The 23,951-nt window shown below is 46.5% G+C and carries 20 protein-coding genes, 1 tRNA gene, 1 other RNA gene and 1 riboswitch; of the genes, 19 read left to right on the forward strand and 3 right to left on the reverse strand.

The genetic code is table 11. The annotated features are described in order from the left end of the window. Window positions 1–906 precede the first annotated feature (906 nt). The 13 genes from hisB (at window position 907) to ispD (ending at window position 14,542) form a co-directional block, all read left to right on the forward strand. Window positions 907–1,491, forward strand: coding sequence for an imidazoleglycerol-phosphate dehydratase HisB (gene hisB, locus PHQ97_11680; GenBank protein MDD4393392.1), 585 nt, complete (start codon window positions 907–909; stop codon window positions 1,489–1,491). A 112-nt stretch (window positions 1,492–1,603) separates the two neighbouring features. After that, a complete protein-coding gene (locus PHQ97_11685) occupies window positions 1,604–2,305 on the forward strand; it encodes a hypothetical protein (GenBank protein ID MDD4393393.1) in 702 nt (233 codons plus the stop codon). A 38-nt stretch (window positions 2,306–2,343) separates the two neighbouring features. After that, window positions 2,344–3,084, forward strand: a complete 741-nt coding sequence (gene hisA, locus PHQ97_11690) for a 1-(5-phosphoribosyl)-5-[(5-phosphoribosylamino)methylideneamino]imidazole-4-carboxamide isomerase (protein MDD4393394.1) — start codon at window positions 2,344–2,346, stop codon at window positions 3,082–3,084. A gap of 227 nt (window positions 3,085–3,311) precedes the next feature. Then, window positions 3,312–5,117, forward strand: a complete 1,806-nt coding sequence (gene dnaG / locus PHQ97_11695; protein MDD4393395.1) for a DNA primase — start codon at window positions 3,312–3,314, stop codon at window positions 5,115–5,117. Between the two features lie 31 nt (window positions 5,118–5,148). Continuing rightward, window positions 5,149–6,915 carry an RNA polymerase sigma factor RpoD gene (rpoD, locus tag PHQ97_11700; GenBank protein ID MDD4393396.1) on the forward strand — a complete coding sequence of 589 codons (1,767 nt, stop codon included), beginning with the start codon at window positions 5,149–5,151 and terminating at the stop codon, window positions 6,913–6,915. 262 nt (window positions 6,916–7,177) lie between these two features. Beyond that, window positions 7,178–7,250: transfer RNA gene (locus PHQ97_11705), tRNA-Ile, on the forward strand. A gap of 368 nt (window positions 7,251–7,618) precedes the next feature. Continuing rightward, window positions 7,619–8,755, forward strand: a complete 1,137-nt coding sequence (locus PHQ97_11710; protein ID MDD4393397.1) for a Nif3-like dinuclear metal center hexameric protein — start codon at window positions 7,619–7,621, stop codon at window positions 8,753–8,755. A 196-nt stretch (window positions 8,756–8,951) separates the two neighbouring features. Further along, window positions 8,952–9,671 carry a C4-type zinc ribbon domain-containing protein gene (locus PHQ97_11715; protein MDD4393398.1) on the forward strand — a complete coding sequence of 240 codons (720 nt, stop codon included), beginning with the start codon at window positions 8,952–8,954 and terminating at the stop codon, window positions 9,669–9,671. A gap of 6 nt (window positions 9,672–9,677) precedes the next feature. After that, window positions 9,678–10,097: RNase P RNA component class A (gene rnpB / locus PHQ97_11720), an RNA gene on the forward strand. Between the two features lie 325 nt (window positions 10,098–10,422). After that, window positions 10,423–11,181: an ABC transporter ATP-binding protein gene (locus PHQ97_11725; GenBank protein MDD4393399.1), complete on the forward strand. Its 759-nt coding sequence runs from the start codon at window positions 10,423–10,425 to the stop codon at window positions 11,179–11,181. Then, window positions 11,169–12,350: a SufD family Fe-S cluster assembly protein gene (locus tag PHQ97_11730; GenBank protein MDD4393400.1), complete on the forward strand. Its 1,182-nt coding sequence runs from the start codon at window positions 11,169–11,171 to the stop codon at window positions 12,348–12,350. Before PHQ97_11725 ends, PHQ97_11730 begins: the two co-directional genes overlap by 13 nt. A 9-nt stretch (window positions 12,351–12,359) precedes the next feature. Then, window positions 12,360–13,664, forward strand: a complete 1,305-nt coding sequence (locus PHQ97_11735) for an HPr family phosphocarrier protein (GenBank protein ID MDD4393401.1) — start codon at window positions 12,360–12,362, stop codon at window positions 13,662–13,664. A gap of 173 nt (window positions 13,665–13,837) precedes the next feature. Further along, window positions 13,838–14,542 carry a 2-C-methyl-D-erythritol 4-phosphate cytidylyltransferase gene (gene ispD / locus PHQ97_11740; protein MDD4393402.1) on the forward strand — a complete coding sequence of 235 codons (705 nt, stop codon included), beginning with the start codon at window positions 13,838–13,840 and terminating at the stop codon, window positions 14,540–14,542. 3 nt (window positions 14,543–14,545) lie between these two features. Here ispD and PHQ97_11745 read toward each other — a convergent pair whose 3' ends face one another. Next, window positions 14,546–15,031 (reverse strand): TIGR00725 family protein, encoded by a 486-nt coding sequence (locus PHQ97_11745; protein ID MDD4393403.1) that lies wholly within the window; start codon window positions 15,029–15,031, stop codon window positions 14,546–14,548. Between the two features lie 712 nt (window positions 15,032–15,743). On the opposite strand from PHQ97_11745, the gene PHQ97_11750 reads away from it, so the two are divergent. Then, the gene (locus PHQ97_11750; GenBank protein ID MDD4393404.1) at window positions 15,744–15,953 is read left to right on the forward strand and encodes a cold-shock protein; all 210 of its coding nucleotides are present in this window, start codon (window positions 15,744–15,746) and stop codon (window positions 15,951–15,953) included. Window positions 15,954–16,372: 419 nt separating this feature from the next. Further along, entirely contained in the window at window positions 16,373–17,329 is a 957-nt protein-coding gene (locus tag PHQ97_11755) for an aldo/keto reductase (GenBank protein MDD4393405.1), read from the forward strand. Between the two features lie 8 nt (window positions 17,330–17,337). Here PHQ97_11755 and PHQ97_11760 read toward each other — a convergent pair whose 3' ends face one another. After that, entirely contained in the window at window positions 17,338–17,781 is a 444-nt protein-coding gene (locus PHQ97_11760; GenBank protein MDD4393406.1) for a DnaJ domain-containing protein, read from the reverse strand. 133 nt (window positions 17,782–17,914) lie between these two features. Next, window positions 17,915–18,310, reverse strand: a complete 396-nt coding sequence (locus PHQ97_11765; protein ID MDD4393407.1) for a PilZ domain-containing protein — start codon at window positions 18,308–18,310, stop codon at window positions 17,915–17,917. Between the two features lie 311 nt (window positions 18,311–18,621). On the opposite strand from PHQ97_11765, the gene PHQ97_11770 reads away from it, so the two are divergent. From PHQ97_11770 to PHQ97_11785, 4 genes are all read left to right on the forward strand, one after another. Next, window positions 18,622–19,527: a cobalamin-binding protein gene (locus PHQ97_11770; protein MDD4393408.1), complete on the forward strand. Its 906-nt coding sequence runs from the start codon at window positions 18,622–18,624 to the stop codon at window positions 19,525–19,527. Further along, a complete protein-coding gene (locus tag PHQ97_11775) occupies window positions 19,524–20,534 on the forward strand; it encodes an iron ABC transporter permease (GenBank protein ID MDD4393409.1) in 1,011 nt (336 codons plus the stop codon). Before PHQ97_11770 ends, PHQ97_11775 begins: the two co-directional genes overlap by 4 nt. Further along, a complete protein-coding gene (locus PHQ97_11780) occupies window positions 20,531–21,343 on the forward strand; it encodes a heme ABC transporter ATP-binding protein (protein ID MDD4393410.1) in 813 nt (270 codons plus the stop codon). The genes PHQ97_11775 and PHQ97_11780 overlap by 4 nt, the downstream gene beginning before the upstream one ends. A gap of 619 nt (window positions 21,344–21,962) precedes the next feature. Further along, window positions 21,963–23,135 carry an MFS transporter gene (locus PHQ97_11785; protein ID MDD4393411.1) on the forward strand — a complete coding sequence of 391 codons (1,173 nt, stop codon included), beginning with the start codon at window positions 21,963–21,965 and terminating at the stop codon, window positions 23,133–23,135. A 183-nt stretch (window positions 23,136–23,318) separates the two neighbouring features. Continuing rightward, window positions 23,319–23,508: riboswitch (cobalamin riboswitch) on the forward strand. Window positions 23,509–23,951: the final 443 nt, after the last annotated feature.

Below are 23,951 nucleotides of genomic sequence, written 5' to 3' on the forward strand. Positions count from 1 at the left end.
TGAAATTGTTTCAGCATACGGCTGGCAGGGTTATTTTCTTATAGGAAAAAGAAAACGCGTTAAATAAAATCGGCCGTTTCGCTTCATACATAGCATTGAAAAGGTGAATGCTTCAAGGAGTATAATGGTAGCCGAAAGCTCGGGTTATTATGACGCAGTCATGACAGGATTATAAACTTTTATGGTATAGAAATATGAAGTATATTTCATAGAAATGGAATTGGCAAGTCAGGGGGGGCGATCAAAATAGCCGGGGTGGAATATTTTTTATGCCGCTGCCCGGTTCAAATTTATTTGTTGCAACGTGTTGAACATTAAATGAATTGTGCCGGATAGCTGCCTGATGCCGTGGGCAAAATGTCGCTTTTGTTTATGGGTTTTCGTTTTCCGTATCGATCGTGTATGAAATTTGCATGCCAGAAGATCAGGGCGCTGATTTTCGGTTTGATGGGCAAGGGTTAACTTTTTCCCATATGCAAGTGACTGTTTTTTTAATGTGCGCCAGGCCATATTTAAATTCTCAAGATTTTCCCTGTCGTGAGGTTAAAATTTTCGCCGACCTTAAACTGGAAGCATCTATTCTGTTTCCGGGCAGATGCTGACTGCAGCATGCATGTTTCCGGAAAATGTGTCGGGATGAGGAAACTAAACAGTTGACAAAACAGTTATGTACAGATATTGACTCAATTTTAACCACTATATTGAATGGTGGCGTATGTGGTTGTTTCCATTTTTTTCCCGGACGGATAACTTCAAACGGTTATACATATACAAGACAGCTTCTTTTTTATTTCCTGAAAAATACATTTCGCCGTAAACCTTGCATATACCGGTACCTGAGTTTGATTTTATTGTGTTTCGGGGGTTAATATATAAAACGATGCGGTTCAGGCAGGATGAATTCATATGAGAAATGCGGAAGTCGAGAGACGGACTAAAGAAACACAAATTCGGATTAAACTGGAATTGGATGGCAGGGGAACGTATGATGTCTCAACTGGCATCGGCTTTTTGGATCACATGCTGGCCCTTTTTTCAGTGCATGGTTTTTTTGATCTTTCCGTAATTGCAAAAGGGGATATCAATGTAGATTGTCATCATACGGTCGAAGATGTAGGGCTTGTGCTCGGAGACGCATTAAGCAGCGCGCTCGGCGATAGAAAAGGTATCAGCCGATACGGACACGCCGTCACCCCGATGGATGATGCCTTGAGTTCGGTTACGATCGATTTGTCAAACCGCCCGTATCTGGTACTGAATGCTCCTCTGATATCCGGCCAGCAGGATACCATGGGTATATACCTTGTTAAGGAATTTTTCCGGGCTGTTTCAAACAGGGCCGGAATGAACCTTCATATCAATGTGCGCTATGGTGAAAATTTGCACCATATCGTTGAATCGGTGTTCAAGGGGTTTGGAAGGGCTCTGGATCAGGCTACGGCATTGGATAGCCGGATAACAGGGGTTCGATCTTCCAAAGGCGCTCTGTGAGTTTTTCTTGTGGTAATCATAATGCCCGTCGGTACAGGGTAGATGCCGGGTAAAATTGATGAATTTCGATTCGCAGTTTCTACAGCGGCGATGAAAAAAGAAAAAATACATCATGAAATTAAATCGCAAGCTATCGTCAAAACCGCCGGGTTTGTGTGCTGTATTGTGTTTGGCTGTGCTCGTGGTCTTTATCGGCGCATGCCAGAATCGACTGTTGTATCCGGATCGGGCTACCGGTTTGGATCGATTTGAAAAAATTCTGGTAATGCCTTTTGACGATCTTTACCGAAAGCTTGGAGATCATGCCAGCTATAGATGCCCGGTCAGTGGCAAGGTATATTTAATCGAAGAGGTGGCCGAGGGAGCGGATGCTTTTTTGACCGATTATTTGATGTCGGCGTTGATGGAGCGAAAGGCGCTGGTGCTGATACCGCCGGGCCAGGCTCAGGGGGCCATTTCGTCGCTTCTGTCTGAAACGCGGGCTGAAATGTCGGAATTGGAGCTGTTGATGAAAACCGGACAACAGCTGGGCGCCGATGCCATCCTGCTCAATCGGGTTTATCGGTTCAGACATCGGGTAGGCACTCGTTATACGGCTGAATCTCCGGCTTCTGTCGGCCTGGACATGCTGCTGCTCAGTGTGCCGGATGGTCGGCTCATTTGGAACGGGCATGTAGACGAAATTCAGCAGACCTTAAGCGAAAATCTTTTCAAGATAGGAACATTTATCAAGCGGAAGGGACAATGGATATCAGCCGAGGAATTGGCTTCCGGTGGCATTGACGATGCCCTCAAGGACTTTCCGTCGCTATGAGAAACCGGTGCTTAATCCGCAGCAGATAAAGGAATATTATGGTTGTAATACCTGCGATTGATCTAAAAAATGGTCATTGTGTTCGGCTTCGTCAGGGGAGAATGGATTCTGAAACCGTATTCTCGGATGATCCGGCTGCCATGGCAAAACGGTGGCAGCAGGAAGGCGCTGAAATGATACATGTGGTGGATCTGGACGGCGCTATCCAGAAAACGCCCTTGAATGGGGAGGCTGTTAAATCCATCGTTGAAAGTGTAACTGTACCGATTCAGGTTGGCGGGGGAATCCGTAATGAACAGACAATACGGACCTTTTTTGATCTCGGGGTCAGCCGAATTGTGATTGGCACGGAAGCCATAAGAAATCCGGATCTGGTAAAACGGGCCTGCAAAGTGTATCCGGGCCGGATAGTGGTCGGCATAGATGCCCGTAATGGCTTGGTAGCAATCGAGGGGTGGACGGAAACCACCCGCATTCGGGCTGTAGATCTGGCAAAGCAATTTGAAGACTGTGGCGTGGCCGCTATTAATTTTACGGATATTTACCGTGATGGTATGCAGACCGGACCAAACATCGAAGAAACCGGAAGGCTTGCGGAAGCCGTTTCGATTCCGGTTGTGGCTTCCGGAGGTGTTGCCACCATTGAAGATATAAAAAAGCTGCTGCCATTGGAAGCGGTTGGCGTTGTTGGGGTCATTACCGGAAAAGCGCTGTATGACGGGACATTGAGTTTGAAAGAGGCCATTCGGATTTCAAAAAAAATGCCATCGTCTGTTTGAGTCTCTGGCTTTTTTGAAATTTCTTGACAAATCCTTATTTGGTCCTTATTGTATTTAGCTCTGTAAAATATTTTTTACATAAATTCTGTTGCTCTTTTTTTTATGCTTCTCAACGGAGGGAGGCAGTTTCCCGGACCTATCGACATAGGAGTAAAAACCATATTTCCCTTTTTCCCTTCCATCAGAACCTGATCTTACCTTTTCAATAATTATGGAGGGAGTACTTCTTGGCAATTTTTATCCCTGAAGACAAAACATCAGAAATTAAACAGGCCTCAGATATTATTGAGATCATTTCGGAAGTGGTCATCTTGAAGAAGGCGGGGAGGAACTATGTTGGCCTTTGCCCATTTCATTCTGAGAAGACCGCGTCTTTCACGGTAAGCCCCGAGAAACAGATATTTTATTGTTTTGGCTGCGGAGTCGGTGGAGATGTTTTCAGTTTTGTAATGAAATATCAACAGCTTTCCTTTCCAGAGGCGCAGCGGTTTCTGGCTGGACGCTATGGCGTTGAAATACCGACTCAACAAGTTTCACCGGCGCAACGTAAATGTATGACTGAAAAAGAAGCCCTGATCAATATGAATCATCAGGCGATGGAATTTTTTCAACATTGCCTGAAGCAAAGCCCGTCCGGTAAAAAGGCCATGGCGTACCTTGAACGTCGGGGTATAACAGAGACGACAATCAGCCATTTTCATCTCGGGTATGCACCGGAAGGCTGGACCCATCTTGTCGATGTGTTTATGAAAAAGCAAATTCCGGTTGAGCGGATCAAAACTTCCGGGTTGGCGGTACCCAGAAAAAATCAATCCGGTTTTTATGATCGTTTCAGGGATCGCATTATTTTTCCGATTATGGATACGGGCATGAAGGTCATCGGGTTCGGGGGCCGGGCGCTGGATGACTCTCTGCCGAAATATCTGAATTCGCCTGAAACGCCCTTATATAACAAGAGCCGTTCATTATACGGGCTTAGTCAGGCCAGGCATAAATGCAGGCAGGACAATTCCGTTTACATTACCGAAGGATATTTCGATCAGCTGACACTGTACCAGCATGGATTTGAAAATACGGTCGCAACGCTGGGAACGGCGTTGACGATGGAGCATATCCGGTTGTTGAAAGGGTACGCCGCCCGCATGATACTCGTATACGATTCAGACAATGCCGGCATCAAGGCAGCCATGCGAAGTGTCAGTGTTTTTATGAATGAGCAGGTGGAAGCCCGGATTTTGATACTCCCGACCGGGCACGATCCGGATTCCTTTTTAGTTGAATCCGGTGCAGAAGCCTTTGCCGAGATGGCTTCCGGCGCCATGACGGTTATTGAGTTTTTGATTGATTCTTCAATAAAACGATGCGGTTTAACGGTAGAAGGTAAGATTCGTATCGTTTCAGAGCTGAGCGTCCCCATTGCATCCGTGATGGATTCCGTAGCAAAGTCGCTGTATGTGAAAGACCTTGCGGAACGTATCGGGATTGATGAGGCGGTTGTTTGGCAGAAAATTGATGCAGTCGATACCGGAAAAACTAATGGGGCATGGCCGGTGCGAAATACTCAGCGAATTTCAGCGGCAAACGCCCGGCAGCAGACTGCCACAGAAATGGGTGGCGGCTCAGGCCGAAGCGACAGGATGGAACGCCAGATTATTGCCATGATGCTTCAGTTCCCGGAGATACTGCCGGTGGTTGGTGAACAGAATATTCTTGACCATATTTATGATGATGCGTTGAAATTTATTGGAAAGCTTGTCCTTGAACGCGCAAATCGGTATGACGGGAAGGCATCTGATATCGTCAGCTTGATCGAAGATGAGAGCATACGAAATATTGCTGCGTCTCTTGCTATTGGCCACGAGCCCTGGGATCGTGAGGGGTGTCTGAAATTAATTGACCAGTTTGAAATCAGCCGAAGCCGTCGTGAGAAAATCCTGTTGCAGAAGATCAAAGCAGCTGAGCAAGGCAATAATTATAATTTGCTGAATGATTTGTTGAGAAAAAAGCAGATTCAGGCACAACAAAGACAATAAAACGCCCGGAATTTTCAGGAGGCCTTACTATATGGCGAAAAAATCACCGACGAATAAAAATAAAAATGATCAAAAAGAAGACGTTGATGAGAAATTGCTGAATCAGTTGATTTCGAAAGGGAAAAAACAGGGTTGTCTGACATATGATGAAATAAATGAAGTTCTTCCAGAAGAGATGCTTTCGTCTGATCAGATGGATGAAACGCTTATGATATTCGATGACCTGGATATCGAGGTTGTTAATAATAAAGCTGCCAAAGAAGCGGACAGCATTTCAAAGTCGTCAAATATCGAGTCAGAAGAAACTGTTACGGATTTCGGAACTGTTACGGATCCGGTCAAAATGTATTTGAGAGAAATGGGCCTTGTTACCCTGCTGAGTCGGGAAGGTGAGGTTGAAATCGCCAAAAAAATTGAAGATGGCGAGAGAGACATTCTAAAGGCTCTGCTGGAAACTACGATGGGAATTGAGTGCGTGCTGGATATCGGCGGGCATATTGAAACCGGGGGGCTTCGACCGAAAAATGTGCTGCGGGATATCGACGAAGGGGAAACCTTTGAAGAAGAAGAGTTCCAAATAAAGAGCTTTGTCGAAACAGTTCATGCCATTCAAAAAATCGATGAGGAAAACCGGAAATATCGGGAAACGCTGTTCTCGGAGGAACTTTCTGTAGATGAGCAACGCCGGATCAGAAGAAATATTTCCCGCCGAAACAACAAGATTTATGAGGTGATTAAAGACTGGCGTTTCGAAGTCAATATGATTGATAAAATTATTGAAATCGTTAAAAGTCATATTGAATGGTTTGATTCCCGTAACGCCGAAATGATCAAGTGTACGGAACGTATTCATGTGTCATCGAACGATGTCCGATCGTATCTGTCGACAGAAAACGAATTTATTCAATGGGCCGTTCAATACAGCGAACTGGACAAGGAAGAATTAAAGGCCGTTTTTTCGGATTTGAAAGAAATTCATCGGAAAATTGAAGAACGGGAAGTGGCAATAAAATCCAGACACCGTACGTTGAAAAGGGTAATGAATACCATCGAAGAAGGCCGAATTATTGTTAAGACGGCCAAAAGTGATCTGGTTAAAGCCAATTTGAGACTGGTTGTCAGTATTGCCAAAAAATATACCAACCGGGGGCTCCAGTTTCTTGATTTGATCCAGGAAGGCAATATCGGTCTTATGAAAGCGGTCGATAAATTCGAATACCGGCGGGGTTATAAATTCAGCACTTATGCCACCTGGTGGATTCGGCAAGCCATTACCCGGGCTATTGCAGATCAGGCAAGAACTATCCGCATACCGGTTCACATGATTGAAACCATCAATAAACTCATCAGGACATCCCGGTATCTGGTACAGGAACTCGGACGTGAGCCTACCCCGGAAGAGATTGCCGATAAAATGGAAATTCCGCTGGATAAGGTTCGAAAAGTGATGAAAATCGCCAGAGAGCCTATTTCTCTGGAAACTCCGATCGGCGAGGAAGCAGACAGTCATCTGGGTGATTTTATCGAAGATAAAAAATTCATGCTGCCTTCTGAAGCGGCGGTAAGCCTGAATCTGTCCGAACAGACGAGACGGGTCCTCGCAACCCTGACGCCAAGGGAAGAGAAAGTGCTTCGGATGCGATTCGGTATCGGAGAGAAAGCAGATCATACCCTTGAAGAAGTCGGGCAGGATTTTTCCGTTACCCGGGAAAGAATCCGGCAAATCGAAGCCAAGGCGCTGAGAAAGCTCCGGCATCCGACGCGAAGCAAAAAATTAAAAAGTTTTATAGAAACTTAGAATTCGCTCAGAAACAAGTCCGCAATTTCAAGTGTCGAGGCGTCTGTCTGGCAAGGCACGAAAGCGCAGGAATATCCGGCATATTCTGAGCTTTCGTAACGCAGCCAGGCAGGATGCAGCTGTGCTTAAAATGTAAAGTTATTTTTGGGCGAGCCCTTAGCATCTGATGATTTGTTTTTTTACGGAATGCCCGGATCTAATGCTTGACAAAAACTGTTTCCGGGGGTAAAAAGATCAATTACTATATGAGTTAACGTTTTAAGGGCCCATAGCTCAGCTGGAAGAGCCACCGGCTCATAACCGGTCGGTCCCTGGTTCGAACCCAGGTGGGCCCATTTCATAAATAAACTGTCTGAATGAATCCGGGAGCTGCCAAAGCGTTTCCAGCCGATATGATATGCAGATCGGTATGGGCTTTTCCGGTTACTTATTTTAATAAAAAGCGTGGTCTCTAATAATGGCCACGCTTTTTTTGTTTGTGCGAAAACTGGTAATTCCGATTAACGCTTGATGGCCCCGGTATCTTTTCCCCGGATCGTGCAATGTCATACACGGGAACGGGGGGGAATTCTGAAGCTGTATGTACGGAAAATATGGCCGAAGATATGATCGAGCCCTGTTTTTTTGTAACGACTTTATTGTCAAAATAGAAAAACTATGCCATGATATCTAATTTTGGATTGTCAGGGAAAGCGGGTGGATCATGATTGCTTCAGTAGCCGATATCATCAACGTAATGCGAAAGATCGCTCCGCCTTATCTGGCAGAGCATTGGGATAATCCAGGGCTGCAGGTCGGCTGTAAAGAATGGCCGGTGAAAACTGTTTGGATATCGCTTGATCCTGCATATGATGTTGTCGAAGCGGCATGCAATCAGGGGGCGGATATGTTAATCACTCACCATCCATTGATTTTTAACCCGCTTCGATCCGTTGATTTGAGCTCTCCGATCGGCTCTATTATTCAGCTTGCTGTCCATCATCATCTGTCCATATACTCCGCTCATACGAACCTTGACAGCGCAAAAGGCGGCGTCAACGATATCCTTTCCTCCATGTTGGGACTGGAGGAGACATATTCCCTGGTCAAGCGGTCAGATTCTGAACAATATCATCTGGTCATAATCACTTCCGCCGGAGCTCAATGCACGATCGCTGCATCGCTCAATGATATGGCCGCCGGAAAAACAGAGCTTAAAACATGGCGGATATTTTCGGAATACAAGTCTGATTCCATACCCCGGGCACCCGGTTCCGGAGGTGGGGGCGGTATTGAAAAAACGATCTATCCGGTAAATAAAATACGTATTGAGGTCGTTCTTCTCCGGAAAGACATACAGCGTTGTCTCGATCAGATAAAACGGGACCTGAAAGAACAGAATCTGTCGGAAGATGACTTGAGCTGGGAAGTCTATCCGGCATGCAGCTATGATGAACATCAGGGGCTTGGACGGGTAGGTTCGCTTCAGAGGCCTGTGACGCTTGAAGCCTTTGCGCAAAGAATTAAAACGATACTCGGGTTGCCATTTGTCAAAGTTTCAGGCAAACCTGATTTGATGATTCATAAGGCGGCATTGTGCAGTGGAAGTGGCTCCAGTCTCATGAAGGACTTTTTATCATCCGGTGCACAGGTGTTTGTCAGTGGTGATTTGCGGTATCATGATGCCAGAATGGTGGAGGACGCGCATCTTGGATTGATTGATATCGGGCACTTTAATTCGGAAATTGTCGTAGTTGAGGCGCTTGCCCGCAGGCTCAGTAAGCACCTGACAGCGGCCGGGTTTAATCAGATCCGTATTAAAGCCTGTTCGATAGAAAAAGAACCGTTCAGTCTTGTTTAATGAAAACACGATAGTTGCTTCGGCTTTGGGATGGGTCAGAATAGCATTCCGGAATATATGGAGTGTGTTGAGGCCTGAAATATGGGACATACGCTGAAAATGGAAAATCGGCAATTGTTGTGTACGATGCGAAAAATTGGTTCGATCTTCGTTTCCATGCTAACCGACTATGATTCAGTATGTTTGGATGAAGAAAATGCAAAATTCCTTTAAAGCACAGATCTATGTTTTAATAAGATTGCAGGAAATCGATACGGAAATAAAATGTATCGAATTAATGCTGGCGAGCGTAACGGAAAAACATGCTGCTCTCGACTCGCGTCTTGAGGCGTGTGAATTTGGCCTTGAACAGGACAAAACATTGGTTGACGAGGTCAGGAAGAAATATCGCGCGTATGAGTCAGACACAAAGGTGAATACTTCCATGGCGAAAAAGAGCGAAGAAAGACTCAGATCTGTCAAGACCAATAAAGAATATCAATCCATATTGAAAGAGATTGAGGATCTGAAATCGAAAAATTCAGTGATTGAAGATGCCATGCTGGAATGTCTGGATCGTATCGAGGATGTTGAGAAAAATCTGGAAATTAAAACACAGCAGTATGCAGCGGTCAGTGCTCAAATCGCCAGTGAGAAAAAGGCGATAATTAACGAGTCCAAAAAGGCGGGGAAAAAACTCCAGCAGCTTAAAGCCGATTGGGACGTGATTTCAGGTACGATTCAGCCCGAACTGCTGAGCACATTCCTCAGGGTAAAGGAAAAAATAGGTACGGCGGTTGTCCCTGTCATTGACGCTGTCTGCCAGGGGTGCCATCTGAACATACCGCCTCAGATGTTCAATGAACTGCAACGAAATGACATTTTGAGATTCTGTCCGCAATGCCAGAGGATTATTTTTTGGAGAAAAACCGAATAACCGGTCAAAGCAGACCAGACGATCGCTGGATCGAGTGTCGGTCCGGAGGAAAGTCCGAACACCACAGGGCAGGGTGCTCCATAACGTGGAGTCGCGGCAACGTGAAGGAAAGTGCAACAGAAAGTATACCGCCAGGTTCAGGATGTCCTGCCGGTTCCTCTCTTGGGAGGTTCAGAATGGATATGCCCGCCTGGTAAGGGTGAAACGGTGCGGTAAGAGCGCACCAGTTCCCCGGGTGACCGGGGAAGCTATGTAAACCCCACCCGGTGCAAGACCAAATAGAGGAACGCTTGAGGGCTGCCCGTCCGAGTTCCCGGGTAGGTCGCATGAAGTGGCAGGCAACTGTCACTCTTAGATGAATGATCGTCACCTGTTACAGGGTAACCTGTGACGGGAACAAAATTCGGCTTACGGTCTGCTTTGGCCGGTCTTTGGGTTATAACGGTTAAATAATTCTTTGTTTTCCCGGGCTTGATGGATGTTTAATCGGGTGATTAAAGAATTATACGCACTATAGGCATTATAGGAACAATAATTTTCATTTCAAAGTGGCGAAGTGGCTCATGCATGCGTGAATGACCTCATAAAACGATTTCGGGAACATTCAACGGGATCTGTGCATTTGTCCGGTTGCTTTTTTTCTTGATATCTTTTATGAAATCGTCTGAATACTCGTCTGGGTACAAGGCAGTACATTAATGCATGAAGGATTTTATAAAGAATTGTCTATATCAGCTGTAGGGTGAATGGCATGCTTCAGATTGAAGAACTGAGGGTAGAAGTCGGAGGAAAAACCATACTGGATAATGTCAATATGGAAGTCCCCAAGGGGGAAACTCATATTCTTTTTGGACCGAACGGCTCCGGGAAAACGACATTAATGATGACGATCATGGGGTTCTCCGGTTATGACGTCAAACGCGGGAAAATCATATTCAAGGGTGAAGATATTACACATATGCCGATTTATGAGCGGGCAAGACTCGGTATCGGCGTTTCGTTTCAGCGACCCCCAACGATCAAGGGGTTGAAAACCCGTCATATCGTTGAAATCTGTGATCGTAATGGAACAGCAGATGTCGAAAGTCTGGCAAAACAATTGAATATGACTGATTTTCTCGAACGTGATGTAAATCAGAATTTTTCAGGTGGTGAAATCAAGCGCTGTGAAATGCTTCAGCTTATGTCGCAACAGCCGGATCTTGTTCTGCTGGATGAACCTGAATCGGGTGTCGATCTGGAGAATATAGGACTGCTGGGCGATACCATAAATAGACTTCTAGGACGAAATGTAAGAACTCCAAGTATCAAACCTCACAAGGACGTTGTCAAGGAAGATATGAAATCCGCTCTTGTAATTACTCATACCGGTCATATTCTGGATTATATCACCGCTGACAAGGGGCAGGTGCTTTATAACGGAGTTTTGTGCTGTTCCAGAAATCCTCGGGATATATTAAACTGGATCAGAGAATATGGCTATGAGGAGTGTATCAGATGCGCGAAGTAGATCATGAAAAAGATATCCGTTTTGAAAATTATGAGGTCGATGCCGGGAACCACGATTATGTTGATCAACTGTCACAGATTAATGAAAGCGATGCCAGAAAATTCCTCGATGTTGGTGTCGATATTGATTCAGGCGAAAATGGGCGGTTAGGCACGTTTATTCAGAAAGATCGTTCAGTCATTCACTGCAAGTCTCAGCAGGAGGGAATCGAGATGATGGGTATTTTGCAGGCTCAGGAAATGCATCCATGGCTGAAAGACTATCTCTGGAAAAGCATATCTCCGGATACGGACATGTTTACCTCCTATGCGTATCAAAAGCCCCAGGGAGGTTTTTTTATCCATGCGCATGCCGGTGTCAAGGCGAAGGAAACTATCCAGACCTGCATGTATATCGCCAAAGAAGGATTTGCCCAAAATGTACATAATGTGCTGATCGCCGAAGAGAATTCCGAGCTTCATGTCATTACCGGATGTGCGACCGCACCCCATCTGCTCAGTGGCCTTCATGTCGGGGTTTCGGAGTTTTATATTAAAAAAGGCGCCAAAGTCAAGTTTACCATGATCCATGACTGGGGTGAGGAAGTCAATGTCCGGCCCAGAACCGTAACGCATGTGGAAGCAGGCGGTGTATTCGTGTCCAATTATATTTCTCTGAAATCGGTCGGGTCTCTTCAGATGTTTCCCACCACCTATCTCGATGGAGAAGGCTCTGTGGCAAGGTTTAACAGCATTCTTGTGGCCGGTAAAGGGAGTCATCTGGATGTCGGTTCCAGAGTTGTTTTGAATGCTCCCAAAACCAGGGCCGAGATTATCTCCAGAGCCATTGTTTCCGGTGGGACTGTCATTGCCAGGGGGGATCTGATCGGAAAAGTCAGAGATATTAAAGCGCATCTGGAATGTAAGGGCTTGATCCTCAAGGAAGGCCTCATGCATGCGGTTCCGGAACTTCGCGGCTATGTGCCGGATCTGGAAATGTCGCACGAGGCGGCTGTCGGGAAAATCGATCAGAAAGAGATCGAATATCTTATGGCAAGGGGCCTGGATGAAGATGAGGCAATTTCAACGATCGTGAGAGGCTTTTTAAATGTGGAGATAGAGGGTTTGCCGTCAGGTCTCAGACAGCGATTGGATGAAGCGATATCAAACACCCAGAAGGATATGATGTAGCAGATGGAGATGAAAACGTCCCTATCAGAAAATGCGTTTACCGAGAAGGCCAGGTGTTTTTCCCATGATTTTCTAAAATGCTGTATCTGTCTGTCCAAATGCAGGGATCCTCGTCCGTTATTTACAAAAAAGTTTTATTCAACGTTTGTAAGTGCTTCGCAGCTGCTGGAAGACTTTCTGGATATCCATGGTGCAAAAAATAATAGAAACTGGTATTTTTACAGAGAATTGTCTGCCGCCGTCCGGCAACTGAGCCTGGCAAGTTATTCACAACGGCATATCTCCAACCGTCTTCCGTTTTATAACCTTTCGGACATCGAAAAAATCAAGCTGGACGGTGAAGCCACTCTCTTGTTTTTAAACCGGACGCTGATTAAGATGGCGCCGGTGATTCTTGATGAAGCCCGGCGCCTTCATATTCCCATTCCGGAGCACGGATTTGATGATTCGGAATTTATTTCCGTTTCAACCGGCGAGATGCTCGAATATGACATCGATGATGAAGACAAGGACCAGCAAAAGGAAAATATTATCAAAATTGCCAGTGATTTTTTAAATATTGGCAGGACATTCGATCAGCTGGCCTTTTACAAACCATATAATATTGATGAAATCATGGCCCTTGTGCCTGCCAAGGTCAACGAGGTGGAAATTCGAAGATTTGAAATGCTGGTTCATAATCTGCAGTCTTCGTTTGACACCTATGTTATCCACGGGGGATATCAGTACGGAAATCGTAAAATGAAGGAACTCCGGTCATTTTTTTCCGTTGTGTTTCATCTGATGCAAATGATGGGGCGGCTGCTTCATTTCTATGAGAGGCATCTTCATGATGCCGGTTACAAAAATACCTATAAAAATGCACAGGAAAAACTCTCCGCACTTATAGACCCTCATCAGCTGTTGTTTTATACCATCAATTACGGCCTCAATTACGTGTGTCATTTTCTGAAAACAGGCGAATGCCTTGCCAGACAGATATTGAATGAAAATATTGAGCGGTCATCCATCGCGGTCAATATCCCGGTCAAGCTCGGGTTTCACTGCAGACCCAGTCTTCTGGTTGCCAAAATCGTTCAGCATTATGGCGGTCAGGTGGAACTGTGTTTTGGCTCGAGCCGGTTTGATGCCAGCAGCGTACTCAATATCCAGTGGGCCGGTGGCCAGATCCAGAAAGAAAATATTAAACAAGTCTTGTTTGAAGGGGATGTCCGCGCATTACGGGATATAAAAATTCTTGCCGGAGTAAATTACGGTGAAGATACCATGGGCAAGGGCGTCCCGCTTCCGCCGGAATTGAAGTACCTTACATAGAATCCGAATAAAACCAGAGTTCAGAATTTCTGCAGTACGTAAAAACCTTTGCAAAGTGGTCAAAAAAAAGAGTCGTTAACTGGCTGTAAAAACATCAATATCAGCCATATTAAAGATGTTTGAACTTGGAAAGAAGATCGGGTTTTTGTTCAGGAGCCAAGGCACACAAAATTATGATTTTTGGATTGATCGTTGCAGCCGGCAAGGGCGAGAGAATGAAACAAACGCAACGGAAACAGTATATCCGGGTTGGTAACTGTTCGATTGTGGGCCACACGCTCGCCGCATTTGATGCCTGCGATTTGATCGACACCATTTATTTGATAGTGCCGGAAGAGGATCTGGGATACTGCCGGAATCAGATTCTTCCGCCGTTGATGCTTCAGAAAACCGTTATTTGCACCCCTGGGGGGGGTGAACGACAAATTTCAGTTTATAACGGGCTTAAATCCATGGGCGGGAAGCCGGACGATATTGTCGTAATTCATGATGGGGTGCGGCCTTTTGTCCGTCCGTCGCATATTGCAGCCAGTATTGAGGGCGCAAAAAAATGGGGGGCCTGTCTGCTGGGTATTCCGGTATCTGACACATTGAAACGAGTCGATCCATCCGGCTTTATTATAGGAACCGTAGAACGTGCCGCCGTATGGGTGGCCCAGACACCACAGGCGTTTCGTTATGGTTCAATTCTGAAGGCGCATGAGGAGGCGGAAATAAAAGGCTTAACCGCCACCGATGATGCCTCCCTTCTGGAGTTAACGGGAAAAAGCGTCAGGATGGTTTCCGGCAGCCGTTTAAACATCAAGATCACGACAAGGGAAGATTTGATTTTTGCAACGGCGTTGCTCAGTTGTCAGTCATCATCCGCCCGGCTTTAAATTTCATGCTATCATTTCTTTGATTTTTTCGATCACTTCCCCCGGTGTTTTTACACAGCTGATCAATCCCTGTTTCAGATAATCGTTAAAAATTGTCCCTGTTTCAAAATTCATCAGGATCACTTTCCTGTGGTTTTTCAGGGACAGCGCTATCTCTGAAATGGTTCCAGCCTGTCCCGGGCAGGCAACAAGGATATGGCTGGAAAGGACATTGATCATGTTTCGGGCATCTCCCATTCCGGTTAATACCGGGATTTTGATATACTCTGACATGCGGCTGTAATTGTTGTCCGGCAATATTCCAATGGTCAATCCCCCTTCGTCCCAGGCCCCTTTTGCCGAGGCATCCATGATTCCGGTGTTTCTTCCTCCATTTAACAGAATCCATCCCTGCTTTGCGATCAGACTTCCTAGCAGGTAAGCCGCTTCAATTTCTTCTGCTGAGGCGGTTCCGCCTCCCATTACGCCTATTATCAAAGACGTTTTCATAGTTCATAGTCCTCCCGGTGATATTGTAACTTCACTTGGTATAACTGAAAATACGCCTGAGATGCTCTTTAAGACTAACTAATATTCAATTTTTGACTTACTCACACCGGTCAACAAAAAACGGTACTACACGTGGATCATACAAAAAAACTCTACCGTGGCTGAAAATATAAAAATTCATTGATTAAATATTGATAATTCATATCTTCATATGGTTATATGCCGGTCTTAAAACCGGATACATAGATGCAGATATCCTTTATGGCTGAATAATATCAGTTAAAGCTTTTTGCAAAGTGCTCAAATTAAAATAATTTACATGATATTTAAGATGAATAAAAGCATATCGATATGAAAATCAATGTCTATAAATATAGTACTTTTTTTTAACTGTAAAGGGGAATTGCAATACAGGCTGAAAAAACTTTTATCACTGCTAATAAACGGCATCTTATCAAATATAATGGTATTATGAATTTAAAAAAAAATATCTTGACAAGGCAAATCTATAAACTGTATTTCTCAATTTTAGATAAAAAAGTATTGTACATCATTCCTTGACAAATTTCTTACGTATAATGTATTAAAAGTTTAATCTATGATCTAAAAAGATTAGGGGGGGTGCTCTGAAGGGGTCTTCCTTCGCCGGGATTTCCGTCTAACGCTTTGTAATAATAAGGGGTTGAACATTATTGAAAAGGAGGTTATGGCTTTGGCAGAAGGAATTGTGAAATGGTTCAATGATAAAAAAGGGTATGGATTTATCGAACAGGAAACGGGAAAGGATATTTTTGTTCATCATACGGCCATTAATATGTCAGGATTCAGAACACTGAATCAGGGCGAGCGTGTAGGCTTTGATGTTGAGCAAAGTGACCGGGGGCCGGAAGCTAAAAATGTATCGCGACTGGAAACGGTTTAAATCTCACTCAAAACAGGTATAGAGCATCTCTTTGTAATCATTGGAGGTGCTCTTTTTATATGTACGCATCTGAGCAGTCGCGTATCCGGTTTCATCCTGTCAATCTGTCGTTAATCGAATCAAATTTTTTCCCGGATCGCGCCATGTCGTACGCCGGCAGCGGGTGGGACTCCGAGACTACGCACAGCAAAATATGGCCGCAGTTATGATCAAGCCCTGCATTTGCTTCGGGTGATATTTTATGATGTGAAAATTTGATGGATTTATGGTACAACCCGACAATGTGTCATTGGGGGTACCATTCGGCTGGTTGCCCGGCATTGGCACATTACTTGTTATGGGTGCAGTAAAACCCGGATGGGGGCCGCGATCAGGCAGCTGGCTGCTATCCGGATTCGGAGATGTCCTGGGAGGTGACTGTGGAAAAAAGAGTGTTGGGAACTACGAATATTCGGATATCCCCGATTATAATGGGGACGTGGCAGGCCGGCAAAAGTATGTGGGCGGGGATAGACGATCGTGAAACGTCAAAGGCCATGCGGACGGCGTTTGAAGAAGGCATTACGATGTTTGATACTGCCGAAGCTTATGGAAACGGTCATTCGGAACGGATCATCGCCGGTGCGCTTCATGACGTTCGGGATCAGGTGGTATATGCCGACAAGGTATTTTCAAATCATCTCCGTTATGATCAGGTGATGGAGGCCTGCCATCGCAGTCTGAAAAATTTGAATACCGACTATATCGATTTATATTATATTCACTGGCCTTCGGGCTCATTCGGTGCCGAGCCGGTGCCGATCGGGGAAACCCTGAAAGCCATGAATGATTTAAAGGATCAGGGGAAGATAAGGGCGATCGGGGTGTCCAATTTTTCAGGGATTCAATTGGAGGAAGCGGCCGGGTATGGCCGGATTGATTGCCTGCAACCGCCTTATTCTTTATTCTGGCGTCATGTGGAAACCGATGCGCTGCCGTACTGCAAAGCGCATCACATTACGGTATGCGCCTATTCTTCAATGGCCCAGGGTATTTTAACCGGTAAGTTCGAACCGGGCCATAAATTTTCCAAGGGGGATCATCGTTTCAGAAACCGGTTGTTAAAAGGAGAAAATTTCACACGGGTTCAGTCGGCAATCGAAAAATTAAAGCCGATCGCGAAGCGTTATAATATCACATTGGGGCAACTGGCTCTGGCATGGACCATTGCCCAGCCACAAACTTGTGCCATTGCCGGGGCACGAAATGCCGACCAGGTCAAAGAAAACGTGAAAGCGGCCGAAATCCGGCTGAGTCAGGCGGATCTGTCGATTATCGGCGATATCGGGCGGATGGTAACAGATCATCTCGATGATAATCCGGTACTGTGGGGATGATCCGGTCCTTATTTCGGGCACAGTTTCTGATAGGCCTGCTGAATTTTTTTGAATTTTGTTTCGGCAAGGGTCCTGAACTCGTCTCCGAGATAACTGACCTTGTCGGGGTGATATCTGCTGGCAAGCTCTTTGTACGCTTTTTTGATATCTTCAATGGAGGCGGTTTTATCGATACCCAGAATGATATAGGGGTCTTTTTCGGCATCCGTTTCCTGCGTACCTGAAACGTTATCCCGAGACCGGTTTTGATAGGAGCCGGTGTTCTCTCCGGTACCCGAATACCCCCGGGGTCTGGAGAACCCGGGTTGCTTTCGGGCCTTGCCGGAGTAAAAATATTTCCAGAGCAAAACCAATATGACAAGGTCATCGATCCACCCCCATCCGACTATGAAATCGAGGTCATATGGGCAGATTACATACAGCAGACCCAGAATGGTCAATACAATTTTCATGGTTTTTATGCCAGCAATACTGAAATTTATGGAGTGGTTCTGAACGGACAAGTGAAAAGCCGCTGTCGCTGCGGTTAAAACTTTTGCTCTGCTTGAATTTGAAAAAACTACTCTATTTAAAAATGGGGGATGGTTATAGCCCCTCCTGTAATGATGAGTTTTTTTCCTGTTGCCCCATTTTTTGTAACCGGCTCAGGATTTCTTCAAAAAGCTCGGCCTTTTCCGGAAACGAAATTGCTTTGATTTCAGGAATCCCAATAGCATATGTTTCAATTCCGATTTGATAGATGCGTTGACTTTCTGAGCCTGAATCCAATGCCCAGATGACCGTTCCATACAACCATATCTCTTCTTCGAACTGGAGAGATATGGAGATATTGGTTCCGGAGCTGATGGGCTTTGACGACTGAATTCTGATGCCGTCAACACTGATTTCCGTTGCGAGTATCGGGATTGACGCTTCGGGAGTGATAACCATTCCATCAATTTTTACCGGATATCGGGGGCGTTTTCTTTGATTGTTTTTCATGGCGCAATGTATATACTTTGTATTATTTTTTAATTACGTGCTTACTAAATGCCCAAGATATCCATCTATAACGAAAAGCCCTCTGCATGTCAATTACAGCTTGAATTTTTTGATTAAATTTATGAAATGATGATGTGGCCATTTCGTGTTAAAGCATTCCGGTATGGTATCGATGGCGTATTTTTTCTTGATTCATTAGGGCATCAACGTTAAAACACGGGATCTGTGGCCAGATAACCGATTAACGGATAACTGCTGCCCATCCATCTGTTTTCCAATAGGTGGGCGCAAATGAAACAATGGGGGCAGGATTGGGACGTCGATGGAAGCAGATAGGGATTTTATGGGTGACGGCAGCGCTGGTGCTGATATCATCCCGTGGGTTCGGAATATGTGTTACGGATCAATTGGGCCGTCAGATTACAGTGACTGATGACGTTAAACGGGTGATTGCACTGGCACCCAGCATAACCGAAATCGTGTTTGCCCTCGGGCAGGACCACCGTCTGGTTGGGGTGACACAATTCAGTAATTATCCGGATGAAGTGGCAAAGTTCCCCAGGGTCGGCTCCTATGTACATCTGGATCTGGAAAAAATTGTCGCGTTGAAACCGGATCTGTGTATTGCCATCAAGGACGGGAATCCGCGCGAAATCGCCTTTCGGCTTCAGGCAATGAATATACCGGTGTATGCGGTGGATCCAAGAGATCTGAAAACGGTGATGAATACGATTTCGGAAATAGGGGATCTGCTCGATGCCCGTGAAAATGCGCGAATACTGGTCCGGAAGATGCAGACACGCATCGGGAAGGTGAAAGCCATGGTTGAGAAAAGCCAGCATCGACCGGGGGTGTTTTTCCAGATCGGCATATCCCCCATTGTGTCGGTTGGAACCCATACATTCACCCATGAGCTGATATCGATTGCCGGAGGCACGAACCTTTCGGAGGGTCCGGTACCGTATCCCCGGTTTTCCAAAGAGCAGGTAATCGCTTTATCGCCGGAGGTTCTTATCATCACCTCCATGGCCAGAGAACGCGGGTTTGACGAGATTCTGTCCCAGTGGACCTGCTGGCCGGATCTGCCTGCCGTAAAGTATCAGCGTATTTCCGTGGTGGATTCTGATATCTTTGACCGTCCAACCCCCCGACTGGTCGATGGGCTTGAACTCCTATTGACCCTGATTCATCCCGAACTGGTAAAGGAGCAGCAGTGAAAGCCACCCCCCGGTCTCTGACAAAACGGATGCTGGCCGTTTCAGTGGCTCTGACGGGGGTGCTTTGCGTGGCAATGCTCCTGGGGCTGTCTGTCGGTTCTTCGGGAAGCAGCCTCTCAACCGTTGTCAGTATCCTGACGGGAAGCAATCCGACGGATTCCATGGCCTCGTCCATCATCTGGCAGATTCGGCTTCCCCGTGTTTTTCTGGCAGCATTGGTCGGAGCGACGCTTTCTCTGGGAGGGCTCGTTTTTCAGGCCCTGCTGAGAAATCCTCTGGCGGAACCCTATATTCTCGGGATTTCCGGCGGATCGGCGGTCGGTGCCATTATCGGCATACTGGCGGGTTTATCGCGGTTTCCGGGGGTCAGCCTCACCTCCTTTGCCGGCAGCATGATCACTCTGGGATTGATTTTGATGATCTCCTTCGGGCAGACGCTTATTAAAAAAGAATCCATTTTGCTTTCCGGCGTTATGATCAATTCGTTCTGCTCTGCTGCAATCATGTTTCTGATCTCCATGACACAGGATTCACGGCTTCATAATATCATGTTCTGGCTGATGGGGGACCTTTCCATGGCCGATATGCATCAGATCGCCATCCTCGCGGCATGTCTCCTGCCGTGCTTTGTGCTGATTTTCTGGCTGTCTCATACGATGAATATTCTCCTGATGGGAAAAGAGCTGGCCCAGACCATGGGGGTGAACGTTAAACTGGTGACCCTGGCGCTGCTGGCTACCACCTCGTTTATGGTCAGTGCTACGGTCAGCAGTTGCGGGTTGTTGGGGTTTGTAGGTCTGGTCATGCCTCATCTGCTCAGACTCCTGCTGGGGCCGGACCACCGGGTGCTGGTTCCGGCATGTCTGTTGGGCGGGGGGGCATACATGGTGTTTTGTGATCTTTTGGCCAGGGCCATTCCCGAGCAGGGGGAAATGCCGGCCGGTGTCATTACGGCAATGATCGGCGCGCCTCTGTTTATTATCCTGCTGAAAAAGACAAAACGATGAACGCCGTTAACGCCATTAACGCCAGTGCACTAACCTATGCGTACGGGCAGTCGTCCGTGCTCAACGATATCTCTTTTTCGGTTCGAAAGAGCGATTTTTTTATCATTATCGGTCCGAACGGTTCTGGAAAAACCACTTTGATGAAGATCCTTGCCGGAATTGAAAGGCCCGCCAGCGGGACCGTTGAAATTATGAACCGGCCGTTGCACGGGTATTCGCGAAAAGATCTGGCGCGAATCGTCGCCTTTGTTCCTCAAACCGTGTCCATGGATTTTCCGTTTACGGTGCTGGAGGTGGTGCTTATGGGACGTTCGCCTCATCTGGGCATGCTGGGGCTGCATGAGCGAAAGGACCTTGATATTGCAGTTCAGGCACTTGCCTTTACCGGCGTTGAGCATTTGGCCGGCCGCAGCATCGCACAGCTCAGCGGCGGTGAACGTCAACGGGTATTTATCGCCCGTGCCATCTGTCAGGAGCCGGACGTTATTTTTCTGGATGAGCCTACCGCGGCGCTGGATCTGGCCCACCAGGTCAGGGTGATGGACCTGATGGAAAAAATGAAACATGAAAAAGGAATCACCGTGGTGATGGTGTCCCATGATGTGAATCTGGCCGCCATGTACGGGGATCAGCTGCTGCTGATAAAAGAGGGAAAAATTGTCAGTCTGGGAAGGCCCGATGAGGTACTCACCTTTGAAACGCTCGAAACCGCCTATGGATGTACCCTCCTGGTGGATGAAAGCCCCATGGGAAAGGTCCCCAGGGTGACGCTGGTACCCCGTAAATTTATGAACGCAGACCGGAGGTAACCGCGATTTTATCCTTTTTGATCAGGGGTTCACCGTTCATACCATATCCGGATTTTAAAATTGCCCCGATTGGCGAACGAACATACTTGACAGCCTGTTTTATCATAAGTTGACGAACCTGTTTTATCTTGTTAGCCTCCCATACAAGCCGCCATCGCATGAACTCAGCAGTTGCCGTGATGTGCCGCGGAAACGCCCCGTAATCGTTCTAACGCGGGCCGTGCCCGCAACCCAATTTACATGGAATTGCCGTTACAAAAAACGTTTTAATTTTCGGGCTTGATCATAACTGCGGCCATATTCTCTTACGTGTAGTTTCGAAGTCCCGGCCGTTGCCGGCGTACGACATGGCACCGGCATCCCCCCGGATCGTGCTGGAGAAGCCGGCAACGGCCGGGGCGCTTCTCACGACGTTATGGCCGCAGTTATGATCAAGCCCGAATTTTCTACCGCCCGTTCGCCTCGCTCTCTCGAGGCACAGAGATCGCAGAGATCAAAACCACCGTTTCGAGGCCCTGCGTTCTCCGCGTCTCGAGCGAAGCGGGCGGTAACTATAACGGAAATAATCTTGTTTTTTTTGACAGCGTTTAAGGAATAAGACACTAAAGGCGTTCACGCTATGAAACACGAGCATTCCATCGGTCTGGAGACCTCTGTCTTCTGCCTGGTGGCCGCCACGTTTACTACCATCTATATCACTCAGCCCGTTCTTCCCGTGCTTCAGGCAGAATTCGGTGTCAGTGAAACCATGGCTTCGTTATCCATCTCAGTGGTAGTTCTCGGCATTGCGCTCTCGACCCTCCCCTTTGGTAAAATTGCCGATCTGTTTCCTCTCAAGCCCATTATCCTGATCGGGGGGACCATGGTGACGGCATGCGGCCTGTTGTGTGCCGCAACCCGAAGCCTTCCGCTTCTGATTGCAGCCCGTTTTATACAGGGGTTGTTTCTGCCCTCTTTGAGCTCATGCCTGGCTGCCTATCTGGGAAGAAGCCTTCCTCCCCACAGGCTGAATGTGGTCATGGGATGTTATGTTTCGGCTACGGTAGCCGGGGGACTGGGGGGGCGACTTCTCGGGGGGTGGATACATCCGCCGCTTCACTGGCGCTATGCGTTTATCACCGCATCGATTCTCCTGTTTATCGCAACGGTGGCCGCGGTCAAATGGCTTCCCGGTGAAGAATCCAATGCCGGAAAAGCGGCGGAAGATAATAACCTGGGATTTATCAAACTGCTTTCCAGATACGATCTGCTGAGGCTCTATTCCGTGGGGTTTGGTTCATTTTTCGTGTTTTCATCCGTGTTCAACTACCTGCCGTTTTATCTGGCCGGATCGGATTTCAATGCCTCCACCCGTCTGATTACGATGATGTATCTGTCGTATATTATCGGGGTTATCATGGGACCGGTTGCCGGTAACATCAGCAACCGGTTCGGAAACGGTCCGACCATGGCGTTGGGTGCGGTGGCTTTCGGACTGTCTCTTTTCTTCACGCTGATTCATTCCATCGCTGCCATCATTCTGAGCCTTGCAGGCATCTGTGCGGGGTTTTTTGCGATTCATTCCACTGCGGTAGGGGCTTTGAACCTGAAGCTCTCCTGCAGCCGGGGGCGTGCCAATTCGTTGTATGTGCTCTTTTATTACCTGGGCGGGTACACGGGTATCACCATCAGCGGATACGTGTATGTGCATTTTGAGTGGATCGGTGTTGTCCTGTTGGGCGCTGCGATGCTGATGATTCCTCTGGGGACGGGTATCATTGAAATGTATAAGGCTGCCGGGTCCGGCCGATGATTCATCGGCGATGCAACCGATGATTTTCTATTTTTGTGTTTTAGTATGGATATTGACTTGCTTCAGATTTTTTATGTGTGATTAATATCCTGATATAATATATTTTTAATAGCAGGTGCTCTTAAAAAGAAAAATTGTTATTGACATCGATAGGATTTTTAAATAACTTATTCAGTAATACATATAAATAAATTATATTCAGGTGCTCTTAACGAGCTTAAAAGGGAACTCCGTTAGATTCGGAGACGGGCCCGCCGCTGTAATCGGGGACGAATGCCGCATCATGCCACTTTTTACCATCAGGTAAATGGGAAGGCGCGGCAGGTAGGATGATCCGTAAGTCAGAAGACCTTCCTGAATATACTCGGTACTGCTTTCGCGGACGGAAGGTTTGCCGTTGGATTTCAAGGATAGAAAAGGGACATCCCTGGATCGATATCAATCGGTCCGGGGATTTTTTTTGGCCGGAATCAGTAGAATAAATGGCTTTTCGCTAAGTGTAAGGCTCACAACAATGATTTGCATCAATAAATATATTGCAGTTTATAAAGCACTCCTGTGCGCTTCCTTTGCCATGCCGGGGAAGTGTTAGGCTTAAGGGGTACGACCGCCGATCGTACCCCTTAAGTTATTCTTACGGAGATGAAGAATGTTAAAAAAAGGTATTTGGTGATTGTACAATTAAAAAATTCTATGAACCCAAATAACGGTTGGGTTTTATTATATCAGATGGTTACATCTGAATTAATGCCATACTTTATCATATTACGAAACATTTGCTTTACTATATTTTTCTACCTTATTGAATTACACAAA

Source organism: Desulfobacterales bacterium (assembly GCA_028704555.1).
Classification (GTDB): Bacteria; Desulfobacterota; Desulfobacteria; order Desulfobacterales; family JAQWFD01; genus JAQWFD01.